At 54.2% G+C, this 24,874-nt stretch carries 19 protein-coding genes; 5 read left to right on the top strand and 14 right to left on the bottom strand.

Features of this window, described 5'->3' with window-relative positions:
• Positions 1-146: 146 nt before the first annotated feature.
• The 5 genes from HNEAP_RS03050 to asd form a co-directional block, all read right to left on the bottom strand.
• Entirely contained in the window at positions 147-1,343 is a 1,197-nt protein-coding gene (locus HNEAP_RS03050) for a class I SAM-dependent methyltransferase (protein ID WP_012823491.1), read from the bottom strand.
• A gap of 26 nt (positions 1,344-1,369) precedes the next feature.
• Positions 1,370-1,774 (bottom strand): dihydroneopterin aldolase, encoded by a 405-nt coding sequence (gene folB / locus HNEAP_RS03045; protein ID WP_012823490.1) that lies wholly within the window; start codon positions 1,772-1,774, stop codon positions 1,370-1,372.
• Between the two features lie 15 nt (positions 1,775-1,789).
• On the bottom strand, positions 1,790-3,871 hold the full coding sequence (locus HNEAP_RS03040; RefSeq protein WP_012823489.1) for an EAL domain-containing response regulator: 2,082 nt from the start codon (positions 3,869-3,871) through the stop codon (positions 1,790-1,792).
• On the bottom strand, positions 3,864-5,492 hold the full coding sequence (locus tag HNEAP_RS03035; RefSeq protein WP_012823488.1) for a hypothetical protein: 1,629 nt from the start codon (positions 5,490-5,492) through the stop codon (positions 3,864-3,866). The genes HNEAP_RS03040 and HNEAP_RS03035 overlap by 8 nt, the downstream gene beginning before the upstream one ends.
• Positions 5,493-5,626: 134 nt before the next feature.
• Positions 5,627-6,538, bottom strand: coding sequence for an archaetidylserine decarboxylase (gene asd / locus HNEAP_RS03030; RefSeq protein WP_012823487.1), 912 nt, complete (start codon positions 6,536-6,538; stop codon positions 5,627-5,629).
• A gap of 94 nt (positions 6,539-6,632) precedes the next feature.
• Here asd and prmB point away from each other — a divergent pair, with 94 nt between their 5' ends.
• Together prmB and HNEAP_RS03015 are read left to right on the top strand one after the other, a co-directional pair.
• Positions 6,633-7,613: a 50S ribosomal protein L3 N(5)-glutamine methyltransferase gene (gene prmB, locus HNEAP_RS03025; RefSeq protein ID WP_012823486.1), complete on the top strand. Its 981-nt coding sequence runs from the start codon at positions 6,633-6,635 to the stop codon at positions 7,611-7,613.
• Positions 7,614-7,902: 289 nt separating this feature from the next.
• A complete protein-coding gene (locus HNEAP_RS03015) occupies positions 7,903-9,180 on the top strand; it encodes an NAD(P)/FAD-dependent oxidoreductase (protein ID WP_012823485.1) in 1,278 nt (425 codons plus the stop codon).
• Between the two features lie 137 nt (positions 9,181-9,317).
• On the opposite strand, the gene HNEAP_RS03010 is transcribed toward HNEAP_RS03015, so the two are convergent.
• The 3 genes from HNEAP_RS03010 to HNEAP_RS03000 all read right to left on the bottom strand — a co-directional run bounded on the left by HNEAP_RS03010 (position 9,318) and on the right by HNEAP_RS03000 (position 12,404).
• Positions 9,318-10,595, bottom strand: a complete 1,278-nt coding sequence (locus HNEAP_RS03010; RefSeq protein ID WP_012823484.1) for an MgtC/SapB family protein — start codon at positions 10,593-10,595, stop codon at positions 9,318-9,320.
• A gap of 58 nt (positions 10,596-10,653) precedes the next feature.
• Positions 10,654-11,196 (bottom strand): TIGR00645 family protein, encoded by a 543-nt coding sequence (locus HNEAP_RS03005; protein ID WP_012823483.1) that lies wholly within the window; start codon positions 11,194-11,196, stop codon positions 10,654-10,656.
• A gap of 257 nt (positions 11,197-11,453) precedes the next feature.
• The gene (locus tag HNEAP_RS03000; RefSeq protein ID WP_012823482.1) at positions 11,454-12,404 is read right to left on the bottom strand and encodes a complex I NDUFA9 subunit family protein; all 951 of its coding nucleotides are present in this window, start codon (positions 12,402-12,404) and stop codon (positions 11,454-11,456) included.
• A gap of 124 nt (positions 12,405-12,528) precedes the next feature.
• Here HNEAP_RS03000 and hemG point away from each other — a divergent pair, with 124 nt between their 5' ends.
• The gene (gene hemG / locus HNEAP_RS02995) at positions 12,529-13,947 is read left to right on the top strand and encodes a protoporphyrinogen oxidase (RefSeq protein WP_012823481.1); all 1,419 of its coding nucleotides are present in this window, start codon (positions 12,529-12,531) and stop codon (positions 13,945-13,947) included.
• A gap of 162 nt (positions 13,948-14,109) precedes the next feature.
• Here the strand turns inward: hemG and moaA are convergent, their stop codons facing one another.
• The 4 genes from moaA to HNEAP_RS02975 all read right to left on the bottom strand — a co-directional run bounded on the left by moaA (position 14,110) and on the right by HNEAP_RS02975 (position 17,856).
• Complete coding sequence (gene moaA, locus HNEAP_RS02990) at positions 14,110-15,096, bottom strand: GTP 3',8-cyclase MoaA (protein WP_012823480.1); 987 nt, start codon at positions 15,094-15,096, stop codon at positions 14,110-14,112.
• 528 nt (positions 15,097-15,624) lie between these two features.
• The gene (moaC, locus tag HNEAP_RS02985; RefSeq protein ID WP_041600342.1) at positions 15,625-16,113 is read right to left on the bottom strand and encodes a cyclic pyranopterin monophosphate synthase MoaC; all 489 of its coding nucleotides are present in this window, start codon (positions 16,111-16,113) and stop codon (positions 15,625-15,627) included.
• Positions 16,101-17,306 carry a molybdopterin molybdotransferase MoeA gene (locus HNEAP_RS02980; RefSeq protein WP_012823478.1) on the bottom strand — a complete coding sequence of 402 codons (1,206 nt, stop codon included), beginning with the start codon at positions 17,304-17,306 and terminating at the stop codon, positions 16,101-16,103. The genes moaC and HNEAP_RS02980 overlap by 13 nt, the downstream gene beginning before the upstream one ends.
• A 58-nt stretch (positions 17,307-17,364) precedes the next feature.
• Positions 17,365-17,856 carry a molybdenum cofactor biosynthesis protein MoaE gene (locus tag HNEAP_RS02975; RefSeq protein ID WP_012823477.1) on the bottom strand — a complete coding sequence of 164 codons (492 nt, stop codon included), beginning with the start codon at positions 17,854-17,856 and terminating at the stop codon, positions 17,365-17,367.
• Positions 17,857-18,217: 361 nt separating this feature from the next.
• Between HNEAP_RS02975 and soxC the strand changes: the two genes are divergently transcribed.
• Both soxC and HNEAP_RS02965 read left to right on the top strand, forming a co-directional pair.
• Positions 18,218-19,588, top strand: a complete 1,371-nt coding sequence (soxC, locus tag HNEAP_RS02970; protein ID WP_012823476.1) for a sulfite dehydrogenase — start codon at positions 18,218-18,220, stop codon at positions 19,586-19,588.
• Positions 19,566-20,285: a c-type cytochrome gene (locus tag HNEAP_RS02965; RefSeq protein WP_012823475.1), complete on the top strand. Its 720-nt coding sequence runs from the start codon at positions 19,566-19,568 to the stop codon at positions 20,283-20,285. The genes soxC and HNEAP_RS02965 overlap by 23 nt, the downstream gene beginning before the upstream one ends.
• Positions 20,286-20,717: 432 nt before the next feature.
• Here HNEAP_RS02965 and HNEAP_RS02960 read toward each other — a convergent pair whose 3' ends face one another.
• Positions 20,718-20,954: an HP1242/YdcH family protein gene (locus HNEAP_RS02960; RefSeq protein WP_012823474.1), complete on the bottom strand. Its 237-nt coding sequence runs from the start codon at positions 20,952-20,954 to the stop codon at positions 20,718-20,720.
• A gap of 115 nt (positions 20,955-21,069) precedes the next feature.
• The gene (dnaE, locus tag HNEAP_RS02955; RefSeq protein WP_012823473.1) at positions 21,070-24,576 is read right to left on the bottom strand and encodes a DNA polymerase III subunit alpha; all 3,507 of its coding nucleotides are present in this window, start codon (positions 24,574-24,576) and stop codon (positions 21,070-21,072) included.
• Between the last annotated feature and the right edge of the window lie 298 nt (positions 24,577-24,874).

Genomic DNA, 24,874 nt, shown 5'->3' with positions numbered 1-24,874 from the left:
AGGGCAGTGGCTCAAAAAACGGGAAAATCTGTGGTTCGCCGACGCAATAGCGGTGCAGCAACGAAACACGTTGCCCGACATGATAGGCCATCAGTTGACATCTGGGCATGTGCGCCCCCTAAATCAACCTGAAAAAACTCCGACGATCACCGCAACGAAGGTTCGGGCGTTCGCAAACGCAATACGCGGAACCGTTCGCCCATTTCGGTGGGCATGACCAGTTCCTTGAAGCCCTGGGCAATGCGCGCGCTGGCCGATCGATCCGTCACAGCCTGCATCTGCCGGGAAAAGCTATCCGGCACATCGGTGCCCAGCAGCCACGCCGCTTGGCTGCGTTCACCATCGACGACAAAGCCCCCTTCCCGTGCCAAACGGGCGAGCCGTTCAAAATCGACCCAGGTGGTGATGTCCTGCAAGCCGGGATAGACGAACGGATCGTCGTGCGCACGATGGCGGTAATGGCAACGCAGGGTGCCATCCACGCGATCCGGACGATAGACTTCGGCAGTATGTCCGCCGTAATCGAAAAGATACAGAATGCTTGCCGCTTCCGGGTGGCCAAACAGCGTACGGATGGATGCCAACCATCGCGATAAGTCGAGATTGATTTCCGCAGCGACCGGTTCAGGCGCAAGATCGTCCAGCGGCCATAGTCCGGCGCAATCGGCCAGAGCGGCTCGCAACTCGGGGGAGGCTGTATCGGCAACCCATCCGAATCGCTTCCCAACCCAACCGACTTTCAGTTCCTCGAGCGTATCGAGCTGACCGGGACGCCAGCGAAAACGGCAGGCCGGCATGGCATCGACGACTTCATTGGCGATCACCATGCCTCCGGCCCAGATGTCTGCCAAGTCTTTTGCTTCCCTGTCTTCCACCCAGGTCAGACGCGACCACAGCTCGGGTTTGAGCTCATCCTTCAGGCGTGTTTGTTGCCGTTTGCGCAGTCCGGGGCTGATTTCCCAGATCAGATATTGATCGGGCATGCAACCGCGTGTGTCACACGTACGGAGGAAATCCAAGGCCAGTTGGCCGGAACCCGCGCCCAGTTCACAGACCTGACGAACCGGGGAATCGCGCTGGATCTGTTGCCACTCGTACACGAGGCCTGCCGCGAAAAAAGGCGAACGCTCTGGCGCTGTGACAAAATCGCCACCGGCGCCGAATTGCACCTGAGCGCTGCCGTAATAGCCGTAATCGGGGTGATACAACACCTCGGCCATGTAATCCGAAAAGGATAACGGCTCATCGATCATCCTGCCTTGCAGGTGTTCGATCAATGTCATGCTCTTGATCTGGTCTTCGGACGAAGGAACAGGCAGGGAGAAATCAGGCTCAGGCATCATCGCTTTGAATCGCGTCGGTAGATTTATTAAAGCTCAAACTCGACAACGGGACGGCGGCGGAAAATCTCGACGCCAACGCCCCGCGTGTACGGCAAAGCCAATGGTTTGCTGACGGACAGTTGAATCGCCTGAATTGGAAATGCCGCAAACAGGGCGTCGGCACACCGCTGTGCCAGTGTCTCGACCAGATTGAACTGACCTGATTGAGCCAGTGCCATCACAGTTTCACAAACACGCTGATAATCAACGGTAGTAGAGATATCGTCGCTTTGAACTGCTGCGTGGATGGGCTCCACGCCCAGTCGAAGGTCTACCCTTAGCGGCTGCACCTGCTCCCGTTCATGCGGGTAGATACCGATGATCGCATCGAATTCGAGTTGATCAATGACAATCCAGTCCCAGTCATCCGCAGTCGATAATTTCGCGCTCATGCTATCCACACCTGATCAGAACTGGGAAAAGTCAAATTCAAGCCCCTTGCGTGGACTCTGAATAAAATCACCCTGCACCAGATCGACACCCATCGGCCAGAGCAACTGCAGTGTGGCCGGGTCTTCTACATTGGGCACGATCACGGAAACATCACGTGCGTTGGCTTCGTTCAGCAATTTGGTTACCGCCGTTTGGTGAGCCGCTTCCTGACTGAAATTTTCCAGCAGGGCACGCGAAATCTTGATCTCTTTGGTTTTGAGGTGGTCGAGCAGGCGGTAGGAGTCGGCACCCTCCCCAAAACCGTCGATCAACAAGCCGCAACCCAGCGGGGCGATGGTATCGCGCAGGTTCTCGAGATGTTTGAGCAGATACCCCGCCGTATCGGCACGAACCTGGATAACCAGAAGCAGGTCGGGTAGACGAACACTGGCGAGTCGATTCATCAACCACTGTGCAAATTCTTCATCACGAAGCGATTGCTCACTGATGCGCAGATAAAGCTTGATGTTCTCAGCGCGTTTCAATCCGGCATGGACCTCCTTGATCGCACTCAGAATGACCCAGCGGTCAATCGACTGCATGAGATCGCCGCGTTCTGCCTTGCCAAGAAATTCCATAGGTTTCAATGGATTACCCTGCTCATCGATCATCCGCAGGAACACCTCGAACCGATTGAGATCGCGGTGCCCCTGTAACGAGACAATGGGCTGGAACGCCAAAAAGAAGCGGTTTTCCTTGAGCGCATCCTTGATTCGACGAGCCCATATCTCCTCTTGCTCTGCATCACTGGCCGTTTTGAGATCAGGCTTGTAGAACTCGGCCAGATTGACACCCTGCTCCGATGCCTTATTGGTTGCCCGTTCAGCACGATCGACCAATTCCATGACATTTGCAGGCGCATTGATGTCCAGCAACGTGTAGCCAATGGAAATATTGATGGTGACCGATGTCGTTCCCAGGGTAAAAATATAGTCCTTGGTATAGCCCAACAGACTGTTCACGACCTGCTCGGCATGGGGCAAATCGGTTTTACCCAACAGAGCCAGGAATGAGTACGCCCCATGGCGCGCCACCAATCCTTTGCCGCCGACCAGCGCCTCCACTTCCTTGCCGTACTCGGTCAGGAGGCTATCCACTCCCGTGGTTCCAATCATTTTCTTCAGGGCTTCGCTGTTGGTGATGTCCAGCATCATCAACACGCCCTGTTCATTTTCGCTCTGCTTGATCAGATCAATCCGCTCATGCAACTGATCGAAGAAGTAATTACGGTTGTATAGACCTGTCAACAAATCGCGTCGAGACAGGAATTCGAGTTGTTCCTCGATTTCGGCCGAATTCTGTTGCTTCGGGGCGACAAACAATTGCAGGCAGGCCTCGCCATCGAAAGTTGCTTTCGACGAAGAGATGATGACTTTGATTCGGTCCCCACCCTCTGTCTCCAATTCAAACTCATCACTGGCTTCGTCTTCTTTGAGAAACGATTTGAGCCGTGCCGCGCTATCGCCTACGGCACGATCCAGCAATGGCTCGTCAATCAACTCTTCGAGTTCGTTAAAGCCCATCAAGCTCAGATAGGCATGATTGGCATAAATGTGCAGGCCATCCTGAATATACGCGAGGGCCTCACCGGAGCCATCAATCAGCTTTTGGCAACGACCTTCGGCGCTGGCCAGCTTTTTCTGGAAAAGCGTCCTTTCCTGCTCGGTCATGGACGCAGCCACCTCCCGAACCAATACGGGAATCAGCCGCGACTCGTGCGTAACAACCGCCGTGGCGCCCAACTCATACAACGGCAACACCTGATCATCGTCGTCCACATCGGCGATCACCAGTTTGGGCAGGCGATCAAAAACCGGGCGATGGTTATCCTCCAGCATGGTATCGAGCACGCTGCCGGAATGACTTCCAAAATCGACCAAAACGACATCCAATGTATTCTTGCCTGCCTGGGTCAGCGCCTCTTCGAAGGATGTTGCGTGTAAAACATTGGCCGCAAAACCGTGGTTACGAAGCTGACTACGCAGTGTCACTGCATCATTGATTTCATTTGAAAGGTAAAGCACGGCAAAAGCCCGCTGTTTGGCCACATCACGCATCAACACGGCACGCCTCCATCATCAAAAAATCCTGCCCTGTCTGGCAAACCGAGCCCAGGCGCAACCGTATTTCCGCTTCTTCCTGCATGACCAAAAGTTCCTGTGCTTCGACTGCCAGCGCAGTCGAGAGAATAATCCGTATGGGTACTGCATGCTCATCCAACTGAACAATAACGGGCCAACTTTTGCTCCAACGCGTTTCTCCCGCCCGATAATCACGCGCGTAACTGGCAAATACGGTACCAGAAAAACGTTGTACGCCCATATCAATGGTTTTGTGCTCTGCGTCCATGTGGCGCACCCAGCGTACGATCCCGATGGCCATCGCTGACCCTGTTTTATCCTGCTCGGGCCACTCCGCGAGCAATAAATCGTCAACCGCCGCATGGCTGTTGGAGGACAACCGCCAATGGAATCGAAATCCACTGGCGGAGAAATTGACCACATCCCAAGTACCCGGCTCGTTCATTGGTTGATGATGTCTATTGCTAATTTGACCAGTACCGACGTCCGCATCCCAGTCTACTTGCCCCTTCGAATTCCCGGTCTGAATATCCATTTTGAAATCGGCCACACCACTGATCGAGGCCACTTTTCCGCGGATTGGTTGATCCAAGCCCTCCCAATCCAGCCCTGCAAGAGCAATGGTGCTTTCCTGATGACTTTCATTCTGGCTCAGTCGCTCCAGACGATGATGCACACTCAAGAACCCCAGGGTAATCAGGCTGGTGTGCTGTTTGCTTTGTTCCGGCAGCGTTGATTTAGTCTCTCGATCACCACGCCCGACGAAGAAGAACTTCAGATGATCAAGCAGATGGTAGAGCTGTGATCTGCAAACAGGCGATAAACCGGCCGTCATTTCAGGTTGGTATAAACCACCCAGATCAAGGAAAAAGCCCGCTTCGGTCAGGTTGGTGCGCGTCCTCAAAGCCAGATGCGGCATGATCTTTCCGGTCAGATCGATGAACCGACTGGTCGGGGTCGGTTCATCGTGAACCAATTTGATCGCGCTACCCACCTGAATCAGGCAGGCGCAGCTGTCTTCCATTTCTTCCCGGGTCAGCCCGTAGGGATTAATAACGGCGAGCGTCAAAATGGCCACGTAACACTGGTAAATCGATTGCCAGCCCACAGGATGTGCTTCCTGCAATTCGCCACGCGCCAAATCGACCAACTGGTGCAAATCGACATACAGTGATTTGGGTACATCCACGTAGGAAAGATAACAATCCATGATGATGCGGATTGTCCAATCGACTCGCTCCTGATGCGCCCGCACGAGATATTCGGAGCCGAAATCATTATCGACACGCTCAGTGAGCGAGTTCAATTTCAGGTTCAGCATCAGTTGTGCGTAGCGGTACACACGAAGCAACGCATCAATCCGCAAACGACCCTTGTCGCTCAAGGGCAAAGGCGATTGACGCAAATCGGTTCGAATCCGGCCCGCGAGGCGAGTCAGAAAGGGCAGGAAGTCGGCCACAATCACGCTGATCTCGGATTCATCGCGATCCTGCCAGTTGATGTTAACGAATTCCTCACCCAACAGACGCACGGCATCCAGAGGCTCACGCATCAAAAGCTGGTCAAGCAGACCATGCAAATCCGTTGACTGCGTCATGGCGATCCCTTCCTTTTCCCTGTTTGGATAACTGAAACCAGCTAAAAATATAAACGTTTTAGGCGCGCGCACAAAAAACTTTGGAAATGATCCACTTGTAAATAGACCATTTCAGGACAAAAAATTTTTGTGGATCAATCTGCCTGTGGACTTGCCAAACGCTCGCCGAGCTGAATAACAGACTGTGGCTGCCACCGCGAATCCAGAGCCAATCCCTCCGGCAAAAGCAGAATAACGGTCGAGCCCATATTGAAGCGCCCCATCTCTTGACCACGTGATAAAGAGATATTGATACCGGTATCGCCACCGTAGAGCCAACGGTTGACTTCAACTCCGGCCGGTGGCGTCACAATGCCTGCCCAGACGGTTTCAATCGCCGCCACATTGATCGCACCAACCAGCACCAGTGCCATCGGGCCGTGGGCCGTATCAAACAAGCACACCAACCGCTCATTGCGCGCAAAAATTTCCGGCACCTGCTGAACAGTGACGGGTGAGACACTGAACAACCGCCCCGGCACATGAATCATTTCCCGCAACTCGCCATCGCAAGGCATATGGATGCGATGGTAATCGCGGGGCGAAAGATAGATCGTTGCAAACTGTCCCTGTTCAAAGCGTTGGGCCAACGACGCATCCCCACCGAGCAAACTCTGCACGGTGTAGTCGCGCCCTTTTGCCTGTAAAAGATTGCCCGATTGAATCGCACCCAACTGGCTCACGCGGCCGTCGCAAGGGCTTACCCATGCAGCGGCATCATCCGGCATGGGGCGGATACCCGGCTTCAGTGCCCGGGTGAAGAACTGGTTGAATGTAGCGTAAGCCGCGGGATCCGGCTCAACGGCCTCGCTCAGATCCACCCCGAAACGGCGCACGAACCAGCGAATGACACCCGTAGTGAACGGCGTGCGCCAACGAGTGGCGCGAAAGACCAAGCGCGAGATCAGGTGATGTGGCAGCAGATATTGCACCAGCGTCCACAAGCTTTGAGCGAAGGTAGGAGAAACCGGTTTGTTTTCATCAGGAGGGGCGTTCAGGTCTGTCATCGTCGTTCACATTGTTAGGAAATCAGGGACATGATACCTCCTGTTCTGCCACAATGGGCCAACCTCTATGTGACCGGCCGACAAAGCACACAATATGACTGCACCCCAACATTCTGAGCCAGCAGGGCGCCACGCCCAAACCGATCCGCTTTACCCGTTGATCGAGGACACGAGACAACTGGTCACCATTTTGGATCTCGTGCGCTGGGCCACCAGCCGGATGGATGAACAAAAGGTGTTTCTCGGTCATGGCACCCAACAGTACTGGGATGAAGCCGCCTGGCTCGTGCTCGATAGCCTGCATCTTCCGCTTGATCTGGATGCGATGCATTGGTCGGCCAAGCTTACGCCCGGTGAAATAACCTTGGTCACGGGTCTGATCCGCCGACGCTGCCTCGAACACATCCCGACCGCCTACCTACTCAATCGCGCCTGGTTCATGGGGCAACCTTATTATGTGGACGAACGGGTGCTGATACCCCGATCGCCATTTGCCGAATTGATCGCGCAGCATTTCGAGCCCTGGTATGGCACAGACACGCCACCTGCATCGATTCTGGATATTGGTACCGGTTCCGGTTGTCTGGCCATCGCCCTTGCTCAATACTTTCCTGAAGCGATGATTAGTGCTTGCGACATTTCGATGGACGCACTCAGTATCGCCGCCAGAAATGTTAGAGACTACCAACTCGAAGATCGTGTCGAGCTTTACCAATCGGATCTTCTGGATAACCTGAAGGATGAAACCGACGCCCCGCTGCGCTTTGATCTGATCATCAGCAACCCGCCCTATGTCGATCCGGCTGAAGCCGAGGACATGCCAGAGGAATATCACCACGAACCGGCCATGGCACTCTATGCGCCGAATCAAGGCCTGGCCCTCGTTGAGCGCATGCTCGACACGGCTGGCGAACATCTCTCGCCGGATGGTTATCTTTTTGTCGAAGTCGGCAATGGCCGACGCCTGATAGACCAAACCTGGCCCCAGCACCGGCTTTCATGGATCGAAATGCACAATCAGGAAGCGGCCCTGTTCACGATCGCATGCTCCGATCTTGCGAACTGGCGTGGTTAATTTTTTTTTAATAAACAAATAAAAAAATAAAACACATATATAACATTGTGTTAGAAATACACACTCAGGTTGTATTGAAAAATTGACCCGAATTTTCTTGCCAACCACTGGCAATCGCGCAAGAATCGACTATCGTTTGGTTGGCTATGCGCTCAAAAGAAATGAACAACAGAAAAGCTGGACACCCGATGGAAACCCCATTGCCCGTCCAATAGCCACCGCGATACTGAAGTAATTGACAGTTTGGTCTTGGCGATTGGCCCAAGGCACCACCGAAGGAGTTAGCACCATGGCACATATCGTTATTCTTGGCGCGGGCATTGGCGGCATGCCAGCCGCGTATGAAGTGCGACAAGAGTTGGGTAAAGAGCACAAAGTCACTGTTGTGACAGCCGATACCTACTTTCAATTCATTCCGTCCAACCCTTGGGTTGCTGTCGGTTGGCGTAACCGCGATGACATCACCTTCCCGCTTGCACCGTATCTTGAGCGCAAAGGCATCGACCTGATTTCCCAACGCGTCGATAAAATAGTACCGACAGAAAATCGGCTCGAACTCGCCAACGGTGAAACCGTTACCTACGACTACCTCATCATCACTACCGGCGCGAAGTTGATGTTCTCTGCCATTGAGGGTTCAGGCCCACATGGCGGCTACACTCAGTCTATTTGCACGGTTGATCACGCTGAGCATTGTTATGAAAATTTCAAGCAATTGCTCGATAAACCCGGACCTGTGATCGTTGGTGCCATGCCCGGAGCCAGTTGCTACGGTCCTGCTTACGAGTATGTTTTTATTCTTGATACGGCGTTGCGCAAAAAGAAAATCCGTAACAAAGTGCCAATCACCTTTGTTACGGCCGAGCCGTACATCGGTCATCTGGGTTTGGGCGGCGTAGGTGATTCCAACGGCATGCTCGAATCCGAGCTGCGCGCCCACGACATCAAATGGATTACCAACGCCAAAACAACGAAAGTTGAAGACGGCAAGATGTTCGTCGACGAGCTTGACCGCAATGGCGAAGTCATCAAACAACACGAACTGCCCTTTAATCACTCGATGATGTTGCCCTCTTTTGCGGGCGTGGACTGCGTGGCGGGCGTCACCGAGATGTGCAACCCTAAAGGTTTCGTCAAGATCGACGAATACCAGCGCAATCCGGAATACAAAAATATCTTCGCCGCTGGCGTTTGTGTGGCCATACCTCCGGTCGAGCCGACCCCGGTACCCGTTGGCGCGCCGAAAACCGGCTACATGATCGAATCCATGGTCACCGCGATTGTGCATAACATCAAAGCCGAGTTGACTGGACACGGCGAACCCGACTCCAAAGGCACCTGGCAAGCCATTTGTTTGGCTGACTTCGGTGACCGCGGTGCGGCATTCATCGCCCTTCCGCAAATCCCGCCACGCAATGTCAACTGGTTTGCTGCCGGCAAATGGGTGCATCTGGCTAAGATCGCCTTCGAGAAATACTTCATTCGCAAGATGAAGAAAGGCACGTCCGAACCGCTGTACGAGAAGTACATGATGCGAGCCATCGGGATCAACCGCCTCGAAAAATAAGCGACATCCCGCTTAGACCAAAAAACCTGCCGACTGGCAGGTTTTTTATTGGGCATCACTCCAGAGTCAACGTGGATTTTTTCCACCATCGACGCCTGAAAGAAATTTGATGGACTGATGCGGCAGCGTCTTTGCGATTAAAACGAAAACAAAGTGAGCAACCCACCCACAGCCACTGCGGGCAGCAACACACTGGCGACTCTAAGCCCCAATACTTTGCCGCCAATCACATAGGCAAGCGCGGCCTTGACCGTCGTGTTTACCAGAATCGCCAAGACAATCGCCTGAGTGGCGACGGAAGGCGCTACTTGAGCATCCGCGGCCATTTTGGCCAAGGATAACGATAAGGCATCTACATCCGCCAAACCGGAAATGGCGGCCAGTACATAAATCCCCGCATCCCCTGCCACTTGTTGCATCGCGCGTGCAAACACCATGATGGTCACCAGCAGCAAACCGAAACGCAGCGCAGCCGTCAGTTCAAGCGGGTTTTTCAGAACAGGCTCCACATCCATGCCTTTATTTTGCTGGCGGATGCCATACCGCCACCATAACAAGACACCACCGAGCCCGACCAACAGCATGCCACCCAGTGCGGGAATCAATTTGATGGCCAGCGCCTGGTTGACTAAACCAACCTCAATGACCACCCGCGGAAACAAGGTCACGGATGCAATCACGATTCCAATCGAAAGGACCGCCGTCACTCCGCTACCATTTCGGGCCAAGCGGGAGAATACCAGCGTCAACGCGGTAGAAGAAACGAGCCCACCGAACACGCTGGTCAGAAGCAAACCCCGTTGCGGTCCCAGAATGCGCATGGCGAAGTAACCGATAAACGACAGCCCGGCCAATAACAGAATCATCCAGCCGATAACAAAAGGATTTAGCGCGTCCCATGGCCCGAAATCGCCATTGGGCAGCACCGGCAGGATGACCAGTGCAATCAACAGGAGCTTGAAGATCGCAAACAGCTCGGCTTCGGAAAGTTTGAGTAGGCCGCGATGCAAAATCGCTTTCATACCCAAAAGAATGGTGATAACCACGGCAGACACCACGGCGGTGTAGGTATAACCGGCTACGGCAGCAGCACCCAAAATAAAGGTGAGCAGACTGGCGACTTCCGTCGTGATCCCGACCCCGTTATCTTGCCGGTTTGCGGCCCAATAGCTGGCAACCAGAATGGCCGACAAACCCAACAATGCGGCCACCAACACCCAGACGCCGAAATGCGTGGACAGTATGCCCGCCAACCCACCGGTCAGTCCGATCAAACCGAACGTACGCACCCCGGCAATCCGTCGCCCATCCTCGGCACTGCGCTCATGCCAACCACGCTCAAGCCCGATCAACAGGCCAATCCCGAGGGCCACGCCCAAGCTTTGCAGCAACATCAAGGGATCGTTGAGCGTCATGTTCAATAGGCAGCCTGCTGGATTGCCAAAAGCATCGCTGAAAAACCTTACCGCAAGTTCAGTGCTCTCCGCCCTGGAGTTTTTCCATAATGGCGAAAATCAGACCGGAGAGAAGGAACGTGACATGGATACCCACCAACCAAGCCAGATGGCGGTCGGTCAATATATCAACGTTCATGAACGCCTTAAGCAGCTCGATCCCCGAAATCGCCACCATCGAGCCGATCAACTTGATCTTGAGGTCACTGAAACCGATCGAGCCCATCCAGTCCGGCCGATCTGCATGCGCATGAAGATCTTCCATCTTGGAGACAAAGTTTTCGTAACCGGAGAACATGATAATGATCAACAGGTTCATCAACAGGGATACATCCACCAGCGTCAAGACGCCGACAATCACCTGACCTTCGTCCATAGAGGTCACATGGGTAACCAGATGCCATATCTCCTTGCCAAACTTCATCAGCAGGACACCCATCGCCACGACAAGTCCGAGATAAATCGGTGCCATCAACCACCTGCTGGCGAACAGGAAATGCTCGAACCCGCTCTCGAAATGTTTTACCGCGCCTCGCGGTTTCGCCACCGAATCATTAGACATGACAACACCCTCAACAAATTAATTGATCACCAATGGCGGAATCATATCATTACCGCTAACAGGCCGTTGAAAAACGGGTGATCAGGGGTTGCCTCACGCTCAAATAAAATACGCAAGTACCTGATTTAGCTAAGCTACGCACGGAAATGTGTCGGGCGTGACGCCTTGAAAAAGGGCAGGAACGGACTTTTTCAACATCCTGCAAATTAAGGTGAACCTGAGTAAGCAAAATTCATTTTCACCCGTCCCACGCCTGTCTATTTACCGAGATACCCCGGCGCAATGCGTTCAAGTCGAGTAGTCTGGTGCGGGCAACCTTCGGCACACACACTCGGTGTCTGCAAGGAATCATAGTTGTCGCGGGTAAACGGCTGCCCCGGCACCCATTCAAGGACTCTAGCCTGCAATCGCGCAGCCCAGTCCGGCAGGCCGATCACCAGACGGGGATGACCCGAAGTTTTGGCCGCATAAGCGACCAATTCACGCAACCGATATTCGGTGGGGCCGCACAAATCGATGCGCTTACCAATGGTAGAAGTATCCGTCATTGCCGCCATGAACTGATCCGCCACATCCCCGACATACACGGGGGCAAACCGCGAATCGGCACAAGCCAGTGGGAATACGCCGGGTATGAGCCGCGCTAATTGGGCAAACCGATTGAGAAATGAATCCTGCGGACCAAAAATAACCGACGGCCGAAAACTCGTAACCGCAATTCCCTGCTGTTCGCCAAACTCATGTGCCCAATCCTCGGCTTTTCCCTTGCTTCGCAGATAAAAACTGCCGCCATTATTCGCATCCGCACCGAGTGCGCTCATGTGCAGATAACGTTTGACGCCCGCTTTTGCAGCCGCCTTGAGCGCTACTTGTGTGGTGTGGACATGAGCCTGCTCGAACCCCTCACCATTATGTCGTGGCTCGTTGAGAATTCCGATCAGATTGATCAGAATCGAACCTTCAGACAAAACCTCTTGCCAGTTTTCCTCACGACGATCATTGGCCATGTCCGCAGCGGCAGGCGTACCGCCGATCAAACGCACCCCGCGCATGAGAGCCATATCACGATGGCGCGCGGCATGTCGGGTCGGAATCGTCACCGAATACCCCTGTTGACTCAACAAAGAGGCCAGCACACGACCGACAAATCCCGTACCGCCCAGGATAACGACCTCTTTTGACTGATCTCGATTCGCTATCGTCGTCATATTCCCTACCCTTTTAAAAGTTTATCGACCAACACTCGAATGCAATGACCTCAAGATATACTCAAACCGTGTATCGGCAACTTAAACACTTCTGGTCATAACCATCTTATAGGACGTCCGCTTCGTGAATACCCATTCGAACGCTTCAGAACCAATCAATTGTCCTTATCTCGTCATCGGTGGCGGCATCAGTGGTCTGGCAACCGCTTACCACCTCTCCAGAATGGGCAAAACGGTCACTGTATTGGAAGCGACCTCTCGCGTAGGCGGCGCCGTGGGAAGCATAGAAGAGGACGGCTGGTTACGCGAACTCGGGCCCAACAGCCTGGTGCAAACACCGGAAATGGCCGCACTGATGAGCGCGCTTGATCTGGTTAGCGAAATCATCGAAGCCAACACGGTGGCCAAAAAGCGATTCGTAGCCAAAAACGGCCACCCCGTGGCGTTGCCGGGGAGCCCCTTAGAACTGCTCACCAGCCCGCTTTTCAGCATGGGCGATCTGTGGCACCTGGCGCGCGAAGCCTGGATAAAACCCGTCAACAAGGAAGAGACCATAGCCGAATTCGTGCGACGACGCCTGGGCCAAGGCTTTCTCGACTGGGCTGTCGATCCCTTCGTTTCGGGCGTGTATGCGGGCGATCCGAACCGACTTTCCGTGCAGGCAGCTATTCCTAAAATCTATGCTTTTGAACAAGAGTCAGGCTCTCTGATTCGCGGCGGCATAGCAAAAATGAAAGCAGCCAAAGCCAACCCGGCTCCGGTCACCCTGCCTGCGAAGGGCAAACTGTTCAGTTTCAAGCGAGGGCTACAAACACTCACCGACGCACTGGCAACAGCCATCACGTCTTCGGGCCGGGGCAACATCCAGCTGGACTCTGCCATCACCAACATCCAGCGGCTGCCCGAGGGCGGTTGGTCCGTGAAAACAGTTCAAGGTAAAACCTTCCATACCAGACAACTCATATTGAGCACACCCGCGCATGTCAGCGCTCAATTGCTTGGCGAAGTCGATGGTCCACTGGCCGAAACGCTGGCTGCCATTGAATACCCGCCCGTCACATCCGTCGTCATGGGGTTCGATCGGTCTGAAGTAGCGCATCCACTGGATGGGTTTGGCTTGCTGCTGCCTTCCAAGGAGAAAAAACGCACCTTGGGCGTTCTGTTCTCCTCGACGCTATTTCCGGATCGCACGCCGGCGGGCAAAGTACTCCTTTCTGCCTTTATCGGCGGACGCAAGCACCCGGAAGCGGCACAAGGGGACGATCAAGAACTCTTGGATCGTGTTCTGGGTGATCTATCGCCGCTGCTCGGCATCAAGGGCAAGCCTGAATTCTTGCGCGTGAAACGTTGGCAACAGGCCATTCCGCAATACGAGATTGGCTATCTTGAATTACAAGAGAAGATTTCCCAGCGGCTAACCGCACTACCGGGATTGAGCCTGAACGGGAATTGGCGGGGCGGCATCGCGGTCGGCGACTGCCTGAACAACGGGAATAAGCTGGCAGAACGCCTGATCGAAAACACCCGCACGGAAGAATCTTGAGATTATTGGGCACCTCGAAATACCCGTGATTCGTCGTTCTCGCGAAAGCAGGAACCCAGAAAAATCAAGGCGCTGGATTCCCGCCCACGCGGGAATGACGAGTTTTTCTAGCTTCCCTTTTGTGCTCTTTCCGATGTGACGTGAGAAGGACCTGGGTGGATATCAGCCACCGGTCATTGACATGAAGCGAATGACTTTTTCCGGCTTGTCCTGAAACTCGTGCCGCTCGGGCTTCAGGCCGATGGCCGAAATGATGGCTTCTTTGAGCTCATCATCGGGGATACCATTGCGCAGCAGGGGGCGGAACGAAAAGTTGTGTTCCTGCCCAAGGCACATATACATGGTGCCATCCACCGACAACCGAACCCGATTGCAGGTACCGCAGAAATGCTCGGACATGGGCGTGATGAACCCGACCTGGGTATCCGTACCCGCTATTTGCAGGTAACGGGCAGGCCCGGCTCCATCGACCGGATTGATCACCGGAATCAACGGATAACGCTCGGAAAGTCGCTGCTTGATGGTTTGCAGACTGATGTAATGATCCAGCGCATCCCGTCCGGTATCACCCATCGGCATGGTTTCGATCATGCGCAGCACGAAACCATGTTCGATGCAAAATTCCAGCACCGATTCGACGTCGTCCTCATTGACGCCTTTCATCACGACCATGTTGAGCTTGATGGGCGACAGCCCCGCATCCTTGGCAGCCATCAAACCGTCGATCACCTTGCTGAGTTTGCCTTGGGTGATCTGCTTGAAACGGTCGGCATCCAGCGTATCGAGGCTCACGTTGATCCTGTCGACCCCCGCTGCCTTCAACGGCGCGGCCATTTTGCCCAAACGGGTGGCATTGGTGGAAAGCGCAATATCACGGATACCGGGCAGCGCATCAATACGACGAACGATGTCCTCGATCCCGCGGCGCACCAACGGCTCGCCACCGGTGATACGCACCCGGCGCAGACCCATCTCGGCCATCACGCCCAGCAATCGTTCGATTTCATCAGCCGTCAACCAGTGTTCAGGCACCTCGAAGTCGTTAAACCCTTCTGGCATGCAGTAGAAGCAACGCAAATCGCAACGGTCCGTAACCGACAGTCGCAGATAATCGATTGTGCGACCGAATGGGTCCACCAAATTTGACATAGTTAAACCTTTCGAATCCTAAGGAACCTCTGATTAAATCCTTCGTGGCCGAGACGGGCTTTTGAGGGATGAGTCGCAAGGCGCGGCGCGAAACGAATGGTTATTCCATTCGTGAGCGGCGCAACACAGCGAATCGCCCTCAAAAGCCCGTCCCACGAGGGTTGCTGCCCAAAAGACGCAACACGTCGTTATCGGCCTTGGCATCGTAGCGTAAACTACGACCTTCGGCCTCTGCCTCGTTTTGCGGCTTTTGGACCAGCAACTCGGCTCACGAGGGATTCAATCAGAGGTTCCCTAAACAGCCATCACCGATCAAACCAGACGTGACCAGTGGACAACGATATCGACGCCATTAAATTGGCTGCCGATGCGTAGGAATGCTCAGAGGTCGGAGTTCTGAGCGTTCAACGACTTGCTTACTCGTGCAGGAGTTCGCTGGGTATCATTGGACATAACGATAGCTGCAAAAAAAGCGCAATTCAAGCGCTATGTCTTAAAAAACCATACGAATACAGGCGCCCATCGTTCTCAGCGCACCCAAGAGCCGGTTTTCCCGCCATGCTTTTCCAGCAAACGGGTGTATTCGATCACCATGCCGCGGTCCACTGCCTTGCACATGTCGTAGAGCGTCAACGCCGCCACAGAAGCAGCCGTGAGTGCCTCCATCTCCACGCCGGTTTGCCCGCTCAGGCGGCACTCCGCGAGGATGTGAATACCGTGGTTCTGCTCATCGGGCGTCAAGGTAACCGCAACCTTGGTCAGCAATAGTGGGTGGCACATCGGGATCAAATCCCAGGTTTTTTTGGCGGCCATAATGCCGGCAACGCGAGCCACAGCCAGCACATCGCCCTTCTTGTGGCCGCCGGAAAGAATCAATGCCAGGGTTGCAGGCTGCATGCGGATAAACGACTCCGCCAAAGCCACACGTTCCGTATGGGGTTTCTCACCCACATCCACCATACGTGCGGCACCCGTTTCATCGATATGGGTTAATTGCTGATTGCTCACAGATACCATCCTTCAAAGGGAAAATAATCGACCATGTCGCCACACATCAGTGTGCGATCGGCTGGGATCAGGGCCACGCCATCCGCCCAAGCAATCGAACTCAACAGGCCCGAATTCTGGTCTCCAAACGGCTGTAATCGCGTTTCGCCCGAAGCTGCTCGCTCGCGCCGCACGCGGATGAACTCCGGGCGATCACCCGCCACCCAGTCCTGAGCCAGCGGCAGATTGAGCGGCGGCCGGTCGATCTGAGGATCGCCGCCTGCCAGCGCACGCAATGCCGGACGAACGAACAGGAAAAAGGTCACAAAAGTAGAGACAGGGTTACCGGGCAAACCAATGAACGGCACCGATCCGATCCGGCCGAAAGCCAACGGTTTGCCTGGCTTGAGGAAAACGCGCCACGACTCGATCGTGCCGATCTCGGAGACCACCTGCCGGACCAGATCAGCATCCCCGACAGATACGCCACCGGAAGTCAGCACCAGATCAACGTGCTTTGCTGCCGCCAACAGCGCCGTGCGGATGGCGGATGCTTCATCCGGCAAGACGCCCAGATCAACAATCTCGACACCGAGACGCGTCAACGCAGAAACCAGAATAATGTGGTTACTGTTGTAAATCTTGCCCGGCTCCAGAGGCTCTCCGGGCGCGACCAACTCGTTGCCCGTCGTAAAAATGGCGACTCGCGGTTTGCGAACGACCAGGATCTGCGCACAGCCAATGGATGCCAGCAAACCAAGCTCGGCCGCATCCAAACGGGTCCCAGCACACAGCACCCGCTGACCACGACGACTATCGGCACCTTTTGGCCGCACACCCGCGCCCACAGACATACTCTCGTGCAGTATCACGGCGCGGCCATCGGAGCTCGTAACGGACTCCTGGGCGATGACGGCATTCGCTCCATCAGGTAACGGCGCCCCGGTAAATATCCGCCAGACAAAATCTCCTTCCGGCAGAACGGCTGGCGCATCACCCGCATAAGTCACCCCTGCCACTTGGCGCGATGAACCGCAAGCAGAAGGTGCACTCAAGGCATAACCATCAAACAGGCTAATATCACTGGCGGGTACATCCTGCTCGGCATAAACGTCTTCCGCAAGAAACCGCCCCAGTGCGGTCTCCAGCGGAATCAGTTCAGATTCGGTAATCGGTGCCAACTGCTCAATCAATTGACGCTGCGTACGATCAATGGCTTGCAAAATAAGTCCTCGCACAGGAAAAACGCTCAACCGGAAGAGAATCGATAAACAGTGGCAATTACTCCACTAAGGGCTCAACTGCGGGCGGATCGAAATCGGCAAACCAGCGTGCCCGAGCCACCGCATCGCTCTCTCGGGCATCCACCCAACAGGTTGCACCGGAAGAATCGGTTTCCTTCTTCCAGAAAGGAGCATGCGTTTTGAGGTAATCCATCATGAAAGCGCAGGCATCAAGCGCATCGTGGCGGTGTGCGCTGGCCACAGCAACCAAGACGATCTGATCACTCGGAAACAAAGCGCCATAACGATGAACGATCGTCACACCCGCAACTGGCCATCGGGATTTCGCTTCTGTGGCCACACGCTCAAGCGCGCGCTCCGTCATGCCCGGGTAGTGCTCCAGCGTCAGCACGGCCACATCACGCGCATCGTTCATGTCACGAACCGTACCCAGAAAGCAGGCCACCGCCCCCACGTGTGCGCAGCGCCCCCGGAGCTCTGCCAGCACCGAATTCACATCAAAATCCTCGGTCTGAACCGAAATTTTCATAAATTGCCTTTGATTCTTTCAGATCCGCAGAACACATGCTCAATGCACGAACGCCAGCGTCTCCCATTGATAAGTTTTAGTGCCCTATAGAAACACCAAGGGCAGGTTCACATTGTATATTAGTGGCACCTGATGTAGATTCTATGGGCTCGAAAATTTCATGATCGAATTTTGTGATCGTAAATCAATACAGATTGATTGACCAATGATGAAGAACCATGAAGAATGCCGAGTCTCGTTGAAAGCGTGAATTTCTTACGTTAGAAAACAGCGTGCAAAATACCGTTGTCGGAGAATGGTTTTTTGCCGGGTGGATCCCTTAAAAAGATCCTTGCAATTGCCTACAGTGCAGGAGTGAGCAATGTCAGAAAATATGATTAACACCGTACCAGAAGGTACGAAAAAAGCAGGCGAAGCGTCGAGCGATCGTCGCAAGTTCCTGCGAAAGAGCGTTGCTTTGGCAGCCGGTGGCGCAGCCATCGCCGCAACCAGCGCAGCCAATGCAGGTGATGGTCTGAAAACTTGGACCACACCGTTGAAAAACGAACCCACCCGCCACATGCTGGGCCGGGGCGTTGTTTCCGTTCCTTATGGCTTACCCTCCAAATACGAAAGTGGTGTGGTTCGGCGTAACGTCGGTTGGCTGACTGCGGATACCATCGCATCAATCAGCTTCACACCCTGGCAAGACCTGCACGGGATTATCACCCCGAACGGCCTGCATTTCGAACGTTACCACGCAGGTGCGGTGGATGTTGATCCAAGCAAGCATCACCTCGTAGTTCATGGCATGGTCAAACAGCCAATGATCTTCACGGTTGATGATCTCAAGCGCCTGCCTTCACACACTGCCATTCACTTCCTCGAATGCCCTGCAAATGGTGCAATGGAGTGGCGCGGTGTTCAGATGGACTCCATGCAATTCACACACGGCATGATGAGCTGCTCAGAATGGACCGGTGTTAAGTTGACCACCCTTATGGAAATGGTTGGCGTAGACCCCAAAGCCACCTGGTTCTATGGCGAAGGCACCGATGGCTCGGCGCTGCAACGTTCCGTTCCCATGGAAGGTGCCGTCGATCAACATGGTCGTCCAATTCCGCCGGAATACACCAACCATTACCGCGATGCGATGGTGTGCTACGCCCAGAACGGCGAAGCGCTGCGTCCAGAGAACGGTTACCCGATCCGTCTGTTCATCCCAGGTTTTGAAGCCAACATCTCCACCAAGTACCTTCGTCGGTTGATGTTCGTTGACAAGCCACTGGTAACGTACCAAGAAACCAAACACTACATCGAAGTTTTGCCAAACGGCATGGTTCGTCAGTACGACTTGGTTAATGAAGCGAACTCAGTCATCAACTACCCTTGCCCTGATTTCAAGATGAATGGCAAAGGCACCTACGAGATTCGTGGGATTGCATGGTCTGGTTACGGCAAAATTGCCCACGTTGACGTCTCCGTTGATGGCGGCAAAAACTGGAAACAAGCCAACTTGGTCGAGCCTGTGCTCAACAAGTGCGTAACCAAGTTCACTCTCCCTTTCGAATGGGATGGTCAAGAAGCGCTGATCATGAGCCGCGCAACCGACGAAACCGGTTACGTTCAACCTACGCTGAAACAGTTACGTGAAGTTCGTGGCTTTAACAGCATCTATCACAAGAATTCAATTCAGGTCTGGAAGATTGAGAAGACTGGCGAGGTGAAGAATGTCCAAATCGAAAACGTTTAATTGGAGCCTTGGGCTTGCTACAACCGCCGTTGCTCTGACCCTGAGTGCAAATGCATTCGCCTACGATGCCTCTGCCCTGAAAGGTGCACCTAAAGTAGAAGGCGTAGGGATGAACATCACCAACGCAGCCATCAAGCCTTGGGACATCTCTTACTTCTACGACGGTACCAACCTGCCAGATGGCAAGGGAACGGTGACCGCTGGTGAGAAAATCTACACCGAACAGTGTGCCATGTGCCACGGTGACTTCGGTGAAGGCGCTCACGGCTATCCAAAAATGGTCGGCGACCCCGTTGACCAGTTCGAAGCCTCAGCGAAAGCTGGCGTAGATGCGGTAAGTAACCGCGGTATCAACAACAACTGGGGCAATGCACCAACGCTGATGGATATGATTCACCGTCATATGCCTTTCTATGCGCCTGGCACCCTGTCTGTTGATGAAGCCTACTCGGTCACCTGCTACGTCATGAACCTGGCAAGCATCCCTGGCGTGGGTGATGATTTTGTTTGCGACAAAACATCGTTACCAAAGATCAAGATGCCTGGAGAACCACTGTATGTTACGAACAGTGGTCCAGACACGGCCAACCAACGCTGCATGAAAGACTGCTATAAAGGCACGCCTTTCGTCGTTGAAAAAGCCGCCAGCATTGGTAATGTCAGCGTAGGCAAAGTCAAAGCAAAAGACACCCAGTAATTCATAACTGGAATGCCGAGCAAAAACCCCGCCTTTTAAGACGGGGTTTTTTTTCGATTATTTTGCAGCAGAACAGAAAATCTCTTTATATCGAGCGGTTCTACAATCCACGGATGCGACCTAGACTCACCAAACAAGATCAGAATTTTTAGTTTTTTTACAACCGCTTGTGAAAATGGGACAGGACCCCAATGACTATTCAGTCCGTGAGATGCGCTCTTTGATCCCTGTATCCACATTTATCTCGCCGCTGTTTCCGGTCACCGGGAAAAAATCCTTGGTTGGGTAATGCCCCCAAAAAAAACTGAATTTGTGCAGATTCCTCAACCCGCACAAGCCTAGCTTCGGGGATCAGCCGAGGAACGCTTCCTCAAGGAATAAGTAACCATCAAGTGGCATGGTTGCAAATGGCGTTCAGGAATGAATTCCTGCTTAGGAAATCAACATGGCATACAGTTGATCTTTAAGCTCAAGGCGCTGTTTTTTCAGCGTTTCAGCATGCTCATCGCTGATCGGCAAATCGTTCTTTTCTGCTTGTTCGATTTCGTTGTTGATTGTGTGGTACTTATTAAACAAATTTGCGAAATGCTTGTTTTCCATTTTCAACGTATGAATACGATCTTTGTGTTCCGGGAATTCATGGGCGAGGTCATGATGGTCAATTTGCATGTCAAAAAGCTCCTGTGATTGAAAATAGCCAACCGTACTGAATGTGTCCGGCTGGATTGGAATAGTGTAACGCGCCGAGGGTTAAACCTTGTAAAAGTTCGGTTATTCCACGTTTTTAACGTTGATATAAAACACGCGCGCTCTGCACCCCGGGCGCGGAACGGATGGCCTGCATGTTGTCATCCGTCGGCGCTATTTGCCATTCGGGGCCAAGACGAACGACCGCTTTGGCCATGTCCGAATAGACTCGGCAACTCAAGGGTACGCCATCGCAGCGCATCGGGCGCATACGTTCGATGAGTGCCTGCGCTTTTGCCGCATTGCAGTCTGCGGCGAACTCTAGAAAAATCCCGCGTGCTTTTTCCAGTCGCGCCTGTTCCAGCACAAGCAGACGTTTGCAGCGCACGCGTATGCCGCCGCTGAAGTTATCGAATACCGCATCGCCTTCGACGATCACCAGTTGATCGCGTTCAACCTGCGCGCTGATCCGGTCGATTTCATCGCCGGTGATACGCACTTCGCAGCGGCCTTCGCCATCATCGAGCGTCAGGAACAACTGCCGATCACCGTTTTGCTGGCGCACGATGCGCTCGGCGATGGCCAACCCTGCCACCGTGACCGGCACGCCTTTAGGGAAGGTGCCCGGCGCGGGGATATCCAGCTTGTCGAGCAGGCCAGATAGCGTGTCGGAAACCAAGCTCTTGAGTTCGTCGCGGAATGCGTGAATCGGGTGGCCGGTGAGATACAGCCCCAACGTGTCTTTTTCCTTGCGCAACTGCTCGGCATCCGGCCAAGGCTCAAGCGCTGGGATCGGCACGCGAATGGCCGTTTCCGGCGCATCGAAGCCTCCGAACAGATCGCCCATGCCTGCGGCCTCTGCCGCCTGAATCTGGCTTGCCGCCTTCATGGCATCGGGAATATGAGCAAACAAACTCGCGCGGTTTGGCCCTAAGGTATCCAGCGCGCCTGCCAGCACCATCGCTTCGAGCACGCGTTTGTTCAACGCCTGGCTGCCGACGCGATGACAGAAGTCGTTCATGTCGACAAACGGCGCACCCGCTTGGCGCTCCTCGACGATTTTCTGAATCACGCCCTCGCCCACGCCCTTGATGGCGCCCAAACCATAAACCACGGTGTGTTCATCCAGTGCCTGGAACTTGTAGGCGCAGTGGTTTACATCCGGCGGGATGACGTTAAGCCCCATGCGCTGGCATTCGCCGATCAAGCCGACGATTTTATCGGTGTTATCCATATCGGCCGAAAGCACGGCGGCCATGAAGTGCGCCGGGTAATGCGCCTTGAGCCAAGCGGTTTGATAGGCCACCAGTGCGTAAGCCGCCGAGTGCGATTTGTTAAAACCATAACCGGCGAACTTTTCCATCAAATCGAAGATGTAACCGGCCTGAGTCGGATCCACTTGCTTGGATTTGGCGCCTTCAAGGAAAATTTCCCGCTGCTTGGCCATCTCCTCGGGTTTTTTCTTGCCCATCGCTCGCCGCAGCAAATCCGCACCGCCGAGCGTGTAGCCCGCCAGAATCTGCGCGATCTGCATCACCTGTTCTTGGTAGACAATGACGCCGTAGGTCGGCTTGAGCACATCGGTGAGCCAGGGATGCAGGTACTCGATCTTCTGCTCGCCTTTTTTGCGCAGGATGAAATCGTCCACCATGCCCGATTGCAATGGGCCCGGTCGGAACAGTGCTACCAAGGCGATGATGTCTTCGAAGGTATCCGGTTGCAGTCGGCGAATCAGATCCTTCATGCCGCGCGATTCAAGCTGGAATACCGCGGTGGTTTCGCAGCGCTTGAGTAGGTTGAAGCTGGGCTTGTCATCCAGTGGGATGACCGTGATATCGACCGGTTCCTTGCCGACTTTCTGGCGCGTGGCATTGATTGAGCCCAAAGCCCAGTCGATGATGGTGAGATTGCGCAGCCCCAGAAAGTCGAACTTGACGAGGCCTACGGCTTCGACGTCATCTTTATCGAGCTGGGAGGCAGCCGAAGCACCGTTCGATTCGCAATACATCGGCGTGAAGTCGGTCAGCTTGCTCGGCGCGATGACCACGCCACCGGCATGCTTGCCGACGTTTCGAGACAAGCCCTCCAGCGCCATACCCATATCGACGATGGCACGGACTTCTTCGTCACGCTCATAAAGATCACGGAATTCCTGCGAAAACCGTTCCTGTTCTTTCTGCGAACGCTCGGTGCGACCCAATGCGTCTTCGAGCGTCACATCCAGCCCCGGCTTCATCGGAATGAGTTTGGCAATCCGATCGACAAAACCGTAGGGATAACTCATGACCCGCCCGACATCCCGCACCACCGCTTTGGCCGCCATGGTGCCGTGCGTGGCGATTTGCGATACCGCTGCACGGCCATAGCGTTCGGCCACGTAATCGATCACCCGGTCACGGCCTTCCATGCAAAAGTCGATATCAAAATCGGGCATCGAGACCCGCTCGGGGTTCAAAAACCGTTCGAACAGCAGATCGTAGGGAATCGGGTCGATATCGGTAATCAGCAGCGCCCAGGCCACCAGCGAACCCGCACCAGAACCGCGACCCGGCCCCACGGGAATGCCCTGTCGCTTTGCCCACTGGATGAAGTCGGCCACGATCAAAAAATAGCCCGAAAAGCCCATCTGGATAATCACGTCCAGCTCGATATTGAGCCGTTCCCGATACGCTTCATGCTGTTCGGCGGGCACACGTTCGAACCGATGAGCCAAGCCCTGCTCGCTCAGTGTGCGCAGATAATCGGCTTCCGTTTCGCCATTGGGCGTCGGGAAGTTGGGCAAAAAATTCTTGCCGAGCTGCAACGTCACATTGCAGCGCTCTGCGACCGCCAGGCTGTTCTCAATCGCTTCGGGAATGTCGGCAAAGAGCGCCTGCATCTCATCGGCGGGGCGTAAGTATTGAAGCGCGGTGTAATCGTGCGGGCGACGCGGATCATCTAGGACGCGCCCCTGCTGAATACAGACCCGCACTTCATGCGCCTCGAAGTTTTCCTGATCTAAAAAACGCACGTCGTTGGTGGCCACAACAGGTAACTGCGCTTGTTCGGCCAACTCGACGGCAGCGTGCAGGTATTTTTCTTCGTCCGGGCGACCGCAACGGGTCAGTTCAAGATAGAAGCGATCAGGAAATCGCTCAGTCCAGAATTTAATCGCCGCCTTGCGCTCACGCGCCTTGCCATGCAGCAATAGCTGACCGATTTCGCCCAGATGCCCGCCACTTAAAGCGATCAGCCCCGCGCACTGTTCCTGTGTCAGCCATTCGCGCCGCAACATGGGGCGATCCTGAATTTGCCCTTCGCAATAGCCACGAGAAAGCAGCTCGGTCAGATGCCGGAATCCCAGGTTATTCTGCGCCAGAAGCACGACGCGATAAGGGGTACTGCCCGGTTCGTCCACAACCAAACAATCCGCCCCAAGAATCGGCTTGATGCCACTTTTGCGTGCCGCCTCATAAAACTTGACCATCGCAAACAGATTGGCCTGATCGGTCAACGCGAGTGCAGGCAAACCACGCTCTTTGGCAGCGGCCAGCATCGGTTTGATGCGCAAGGTGCCATCGATAAGCGAGAATTCGGTGTGCAGGTGCAGGTGAACAAAACTCATGCAGCAAACTTTTCCATAAATGTCATAAAAGGCAAGGGGACTAAAATGTCAAAACCATAAAGAAAGTGTGTCTAAGGTTGAAACGGTATACCCGAAAACAATCCACCACGCTTAAATGGTTCCCAAACAGCGCAGCGGGCAGTTCGACCACCACGAGTAGCCGTCAAAGACGAGTTTTCAAGCCGGTATTGTTTCATGACAGCAACAGGGCGCGCCGGTTTTTTTTCACGCAGCCATTCGATTAATAATAAAAAAACCGTATGCTGTCGTGCATGCTGGATGCTTATTTGGATTGGTT

The organism is Halothiobacillus neapolitanus c2, from assembly GCF_000024765.1.
Classification (GTDB): domain Bacteria; phylum Pseudomonadota; class Gammaproteobacteria; order Halothiobacillales; family Halothiobacillaceae; genus Halothiobacillus; species Halothiobacillus neapolitanus.
Note: the sequence above shows the minus strand (reverse complement) of the source record. Positions and strands in the feature narration are given on the sequence as shown.

Excerpts from the sequence above, each read along its gene's own strand:
- moaA (WP_012823480.1), bottom strand. The coding sequence starts at position 15,096 with ATGTCAAATTTGGTGGACCCATTCGGTCGCACAATCGATTATCTGCGA.
- HNEAP_RS02965 (WP_012823475.1), top strand. The coding sequence starts at position 19,566 with ATGTCCAAATCGAAAACGTTTAATTGGAGCCTTGGGCTTGCTACAACC.
- soxC (WP_012823476.1), top strand. The coding sequence starts at position 18,218 with ATGTCAGAAAATATGATTAACACCGTACCAGAAGGTACGAAAAAAGCA.
- HNEAP_RS03005 (WP_012823483.1), bottom strand. The coding sequence starts at position 11,196 with ATGTCTAATGATTCGGTGGCGAAACCGCGAGGCGCGGTAAAACATTTC.
- dnaE (WP_012823473.1), bottom strand. The coding sequence starts at position 24,576 with ATGAGTTTTGTTCACCTGCACCTGCACACCGAATTCTCGCTTATCGAT.
- HNEAP_RS03015 (WP_012823485.1), top strand. The coding sequence starts at position 7,903 with ATGGCACATATCGTTATTCTTGGCGCGGGCATTGGCGGCATGCCAGCC.
- HNEAP_RS03040 (WP_012823489.1), bottom strand. The coding sequence starts at position 3,871 with ATGCGTGATGTGGCCAAACAGCGGGCTTTTGCCGTGCTTTACCTTTCA.
- HNEAP_RS03000 (WP_012823482.1), bottom strand. The coding sequence starts at position 12,404 with ATGACGACGATAGCGAATCGAGATCAGTCAAAAGAGGTCGTTATCCTG.
- prmB (WP_012823486.1), top strand. The coding sequence starts at position 6,633 with ATGACTGCACCCCAACATTCTGAGCCAGCAGGGCGCCACGCCCAAACC.
- HNEAP_RS02975 (WP_012823477.1), bottom strand. The coding sequence starts at position 17,856 with ATGAAAATTTCGGTTCAGACCGAGGATTTTGATGTGAATTCGGTGCTG.
- asd (WP_012823487.1), bottom strand. The coding sequence starts at position 6,538 with ATGACAGACCTGAACGCCCCTCCTGATGAAAACAAACCGGTTTCTCCT.
- moaC (WP_041600342.1), bottom strand. The coding sequence starts at position 16,113 with ATGGTATCTGTGAGCAATCAGCAATTAACCCATATCGATGAAACGGGT.
- folB (WP_012823490.1), bottom strand. The coding sequence starts at position 1,774 with ATGAGCGCGAAATTATCGACTGCGGATGACTGGGACTGGATTGTCATT.
- HNEAP_RS03050 (WP_012823491.1), bottom strand. The coding sequence starts at position 1,343 with ATGATGCCTGAGCCTGATTTCTCCCTGCCTGTTCCTTCGTCCGAAGAC.
- HNEAP_RS02960 (WP_012823474.1), bottom strand. The coding sequence starts at position 20,954 with ATGCAAATTGACCATCATGACCTCGCCCATGAATTCCCGGAACACAAA.
- HNEAP_RS03035 (WP_012823488.1), bottom strand. The coding sequence starts at position 5,492 with ATGACGCAGTCAACGGATTTGCATGGTCTGCTTGACCAGCTTTTGATG.
- HNEAP_RS03010 (WP_012823484.1), bottom strand. The coding sequence starts at position 10,595 with ATGACGCTCAACGATCCCTTGATGTTGCTGCAAAGCTTGGGCGTGGCC.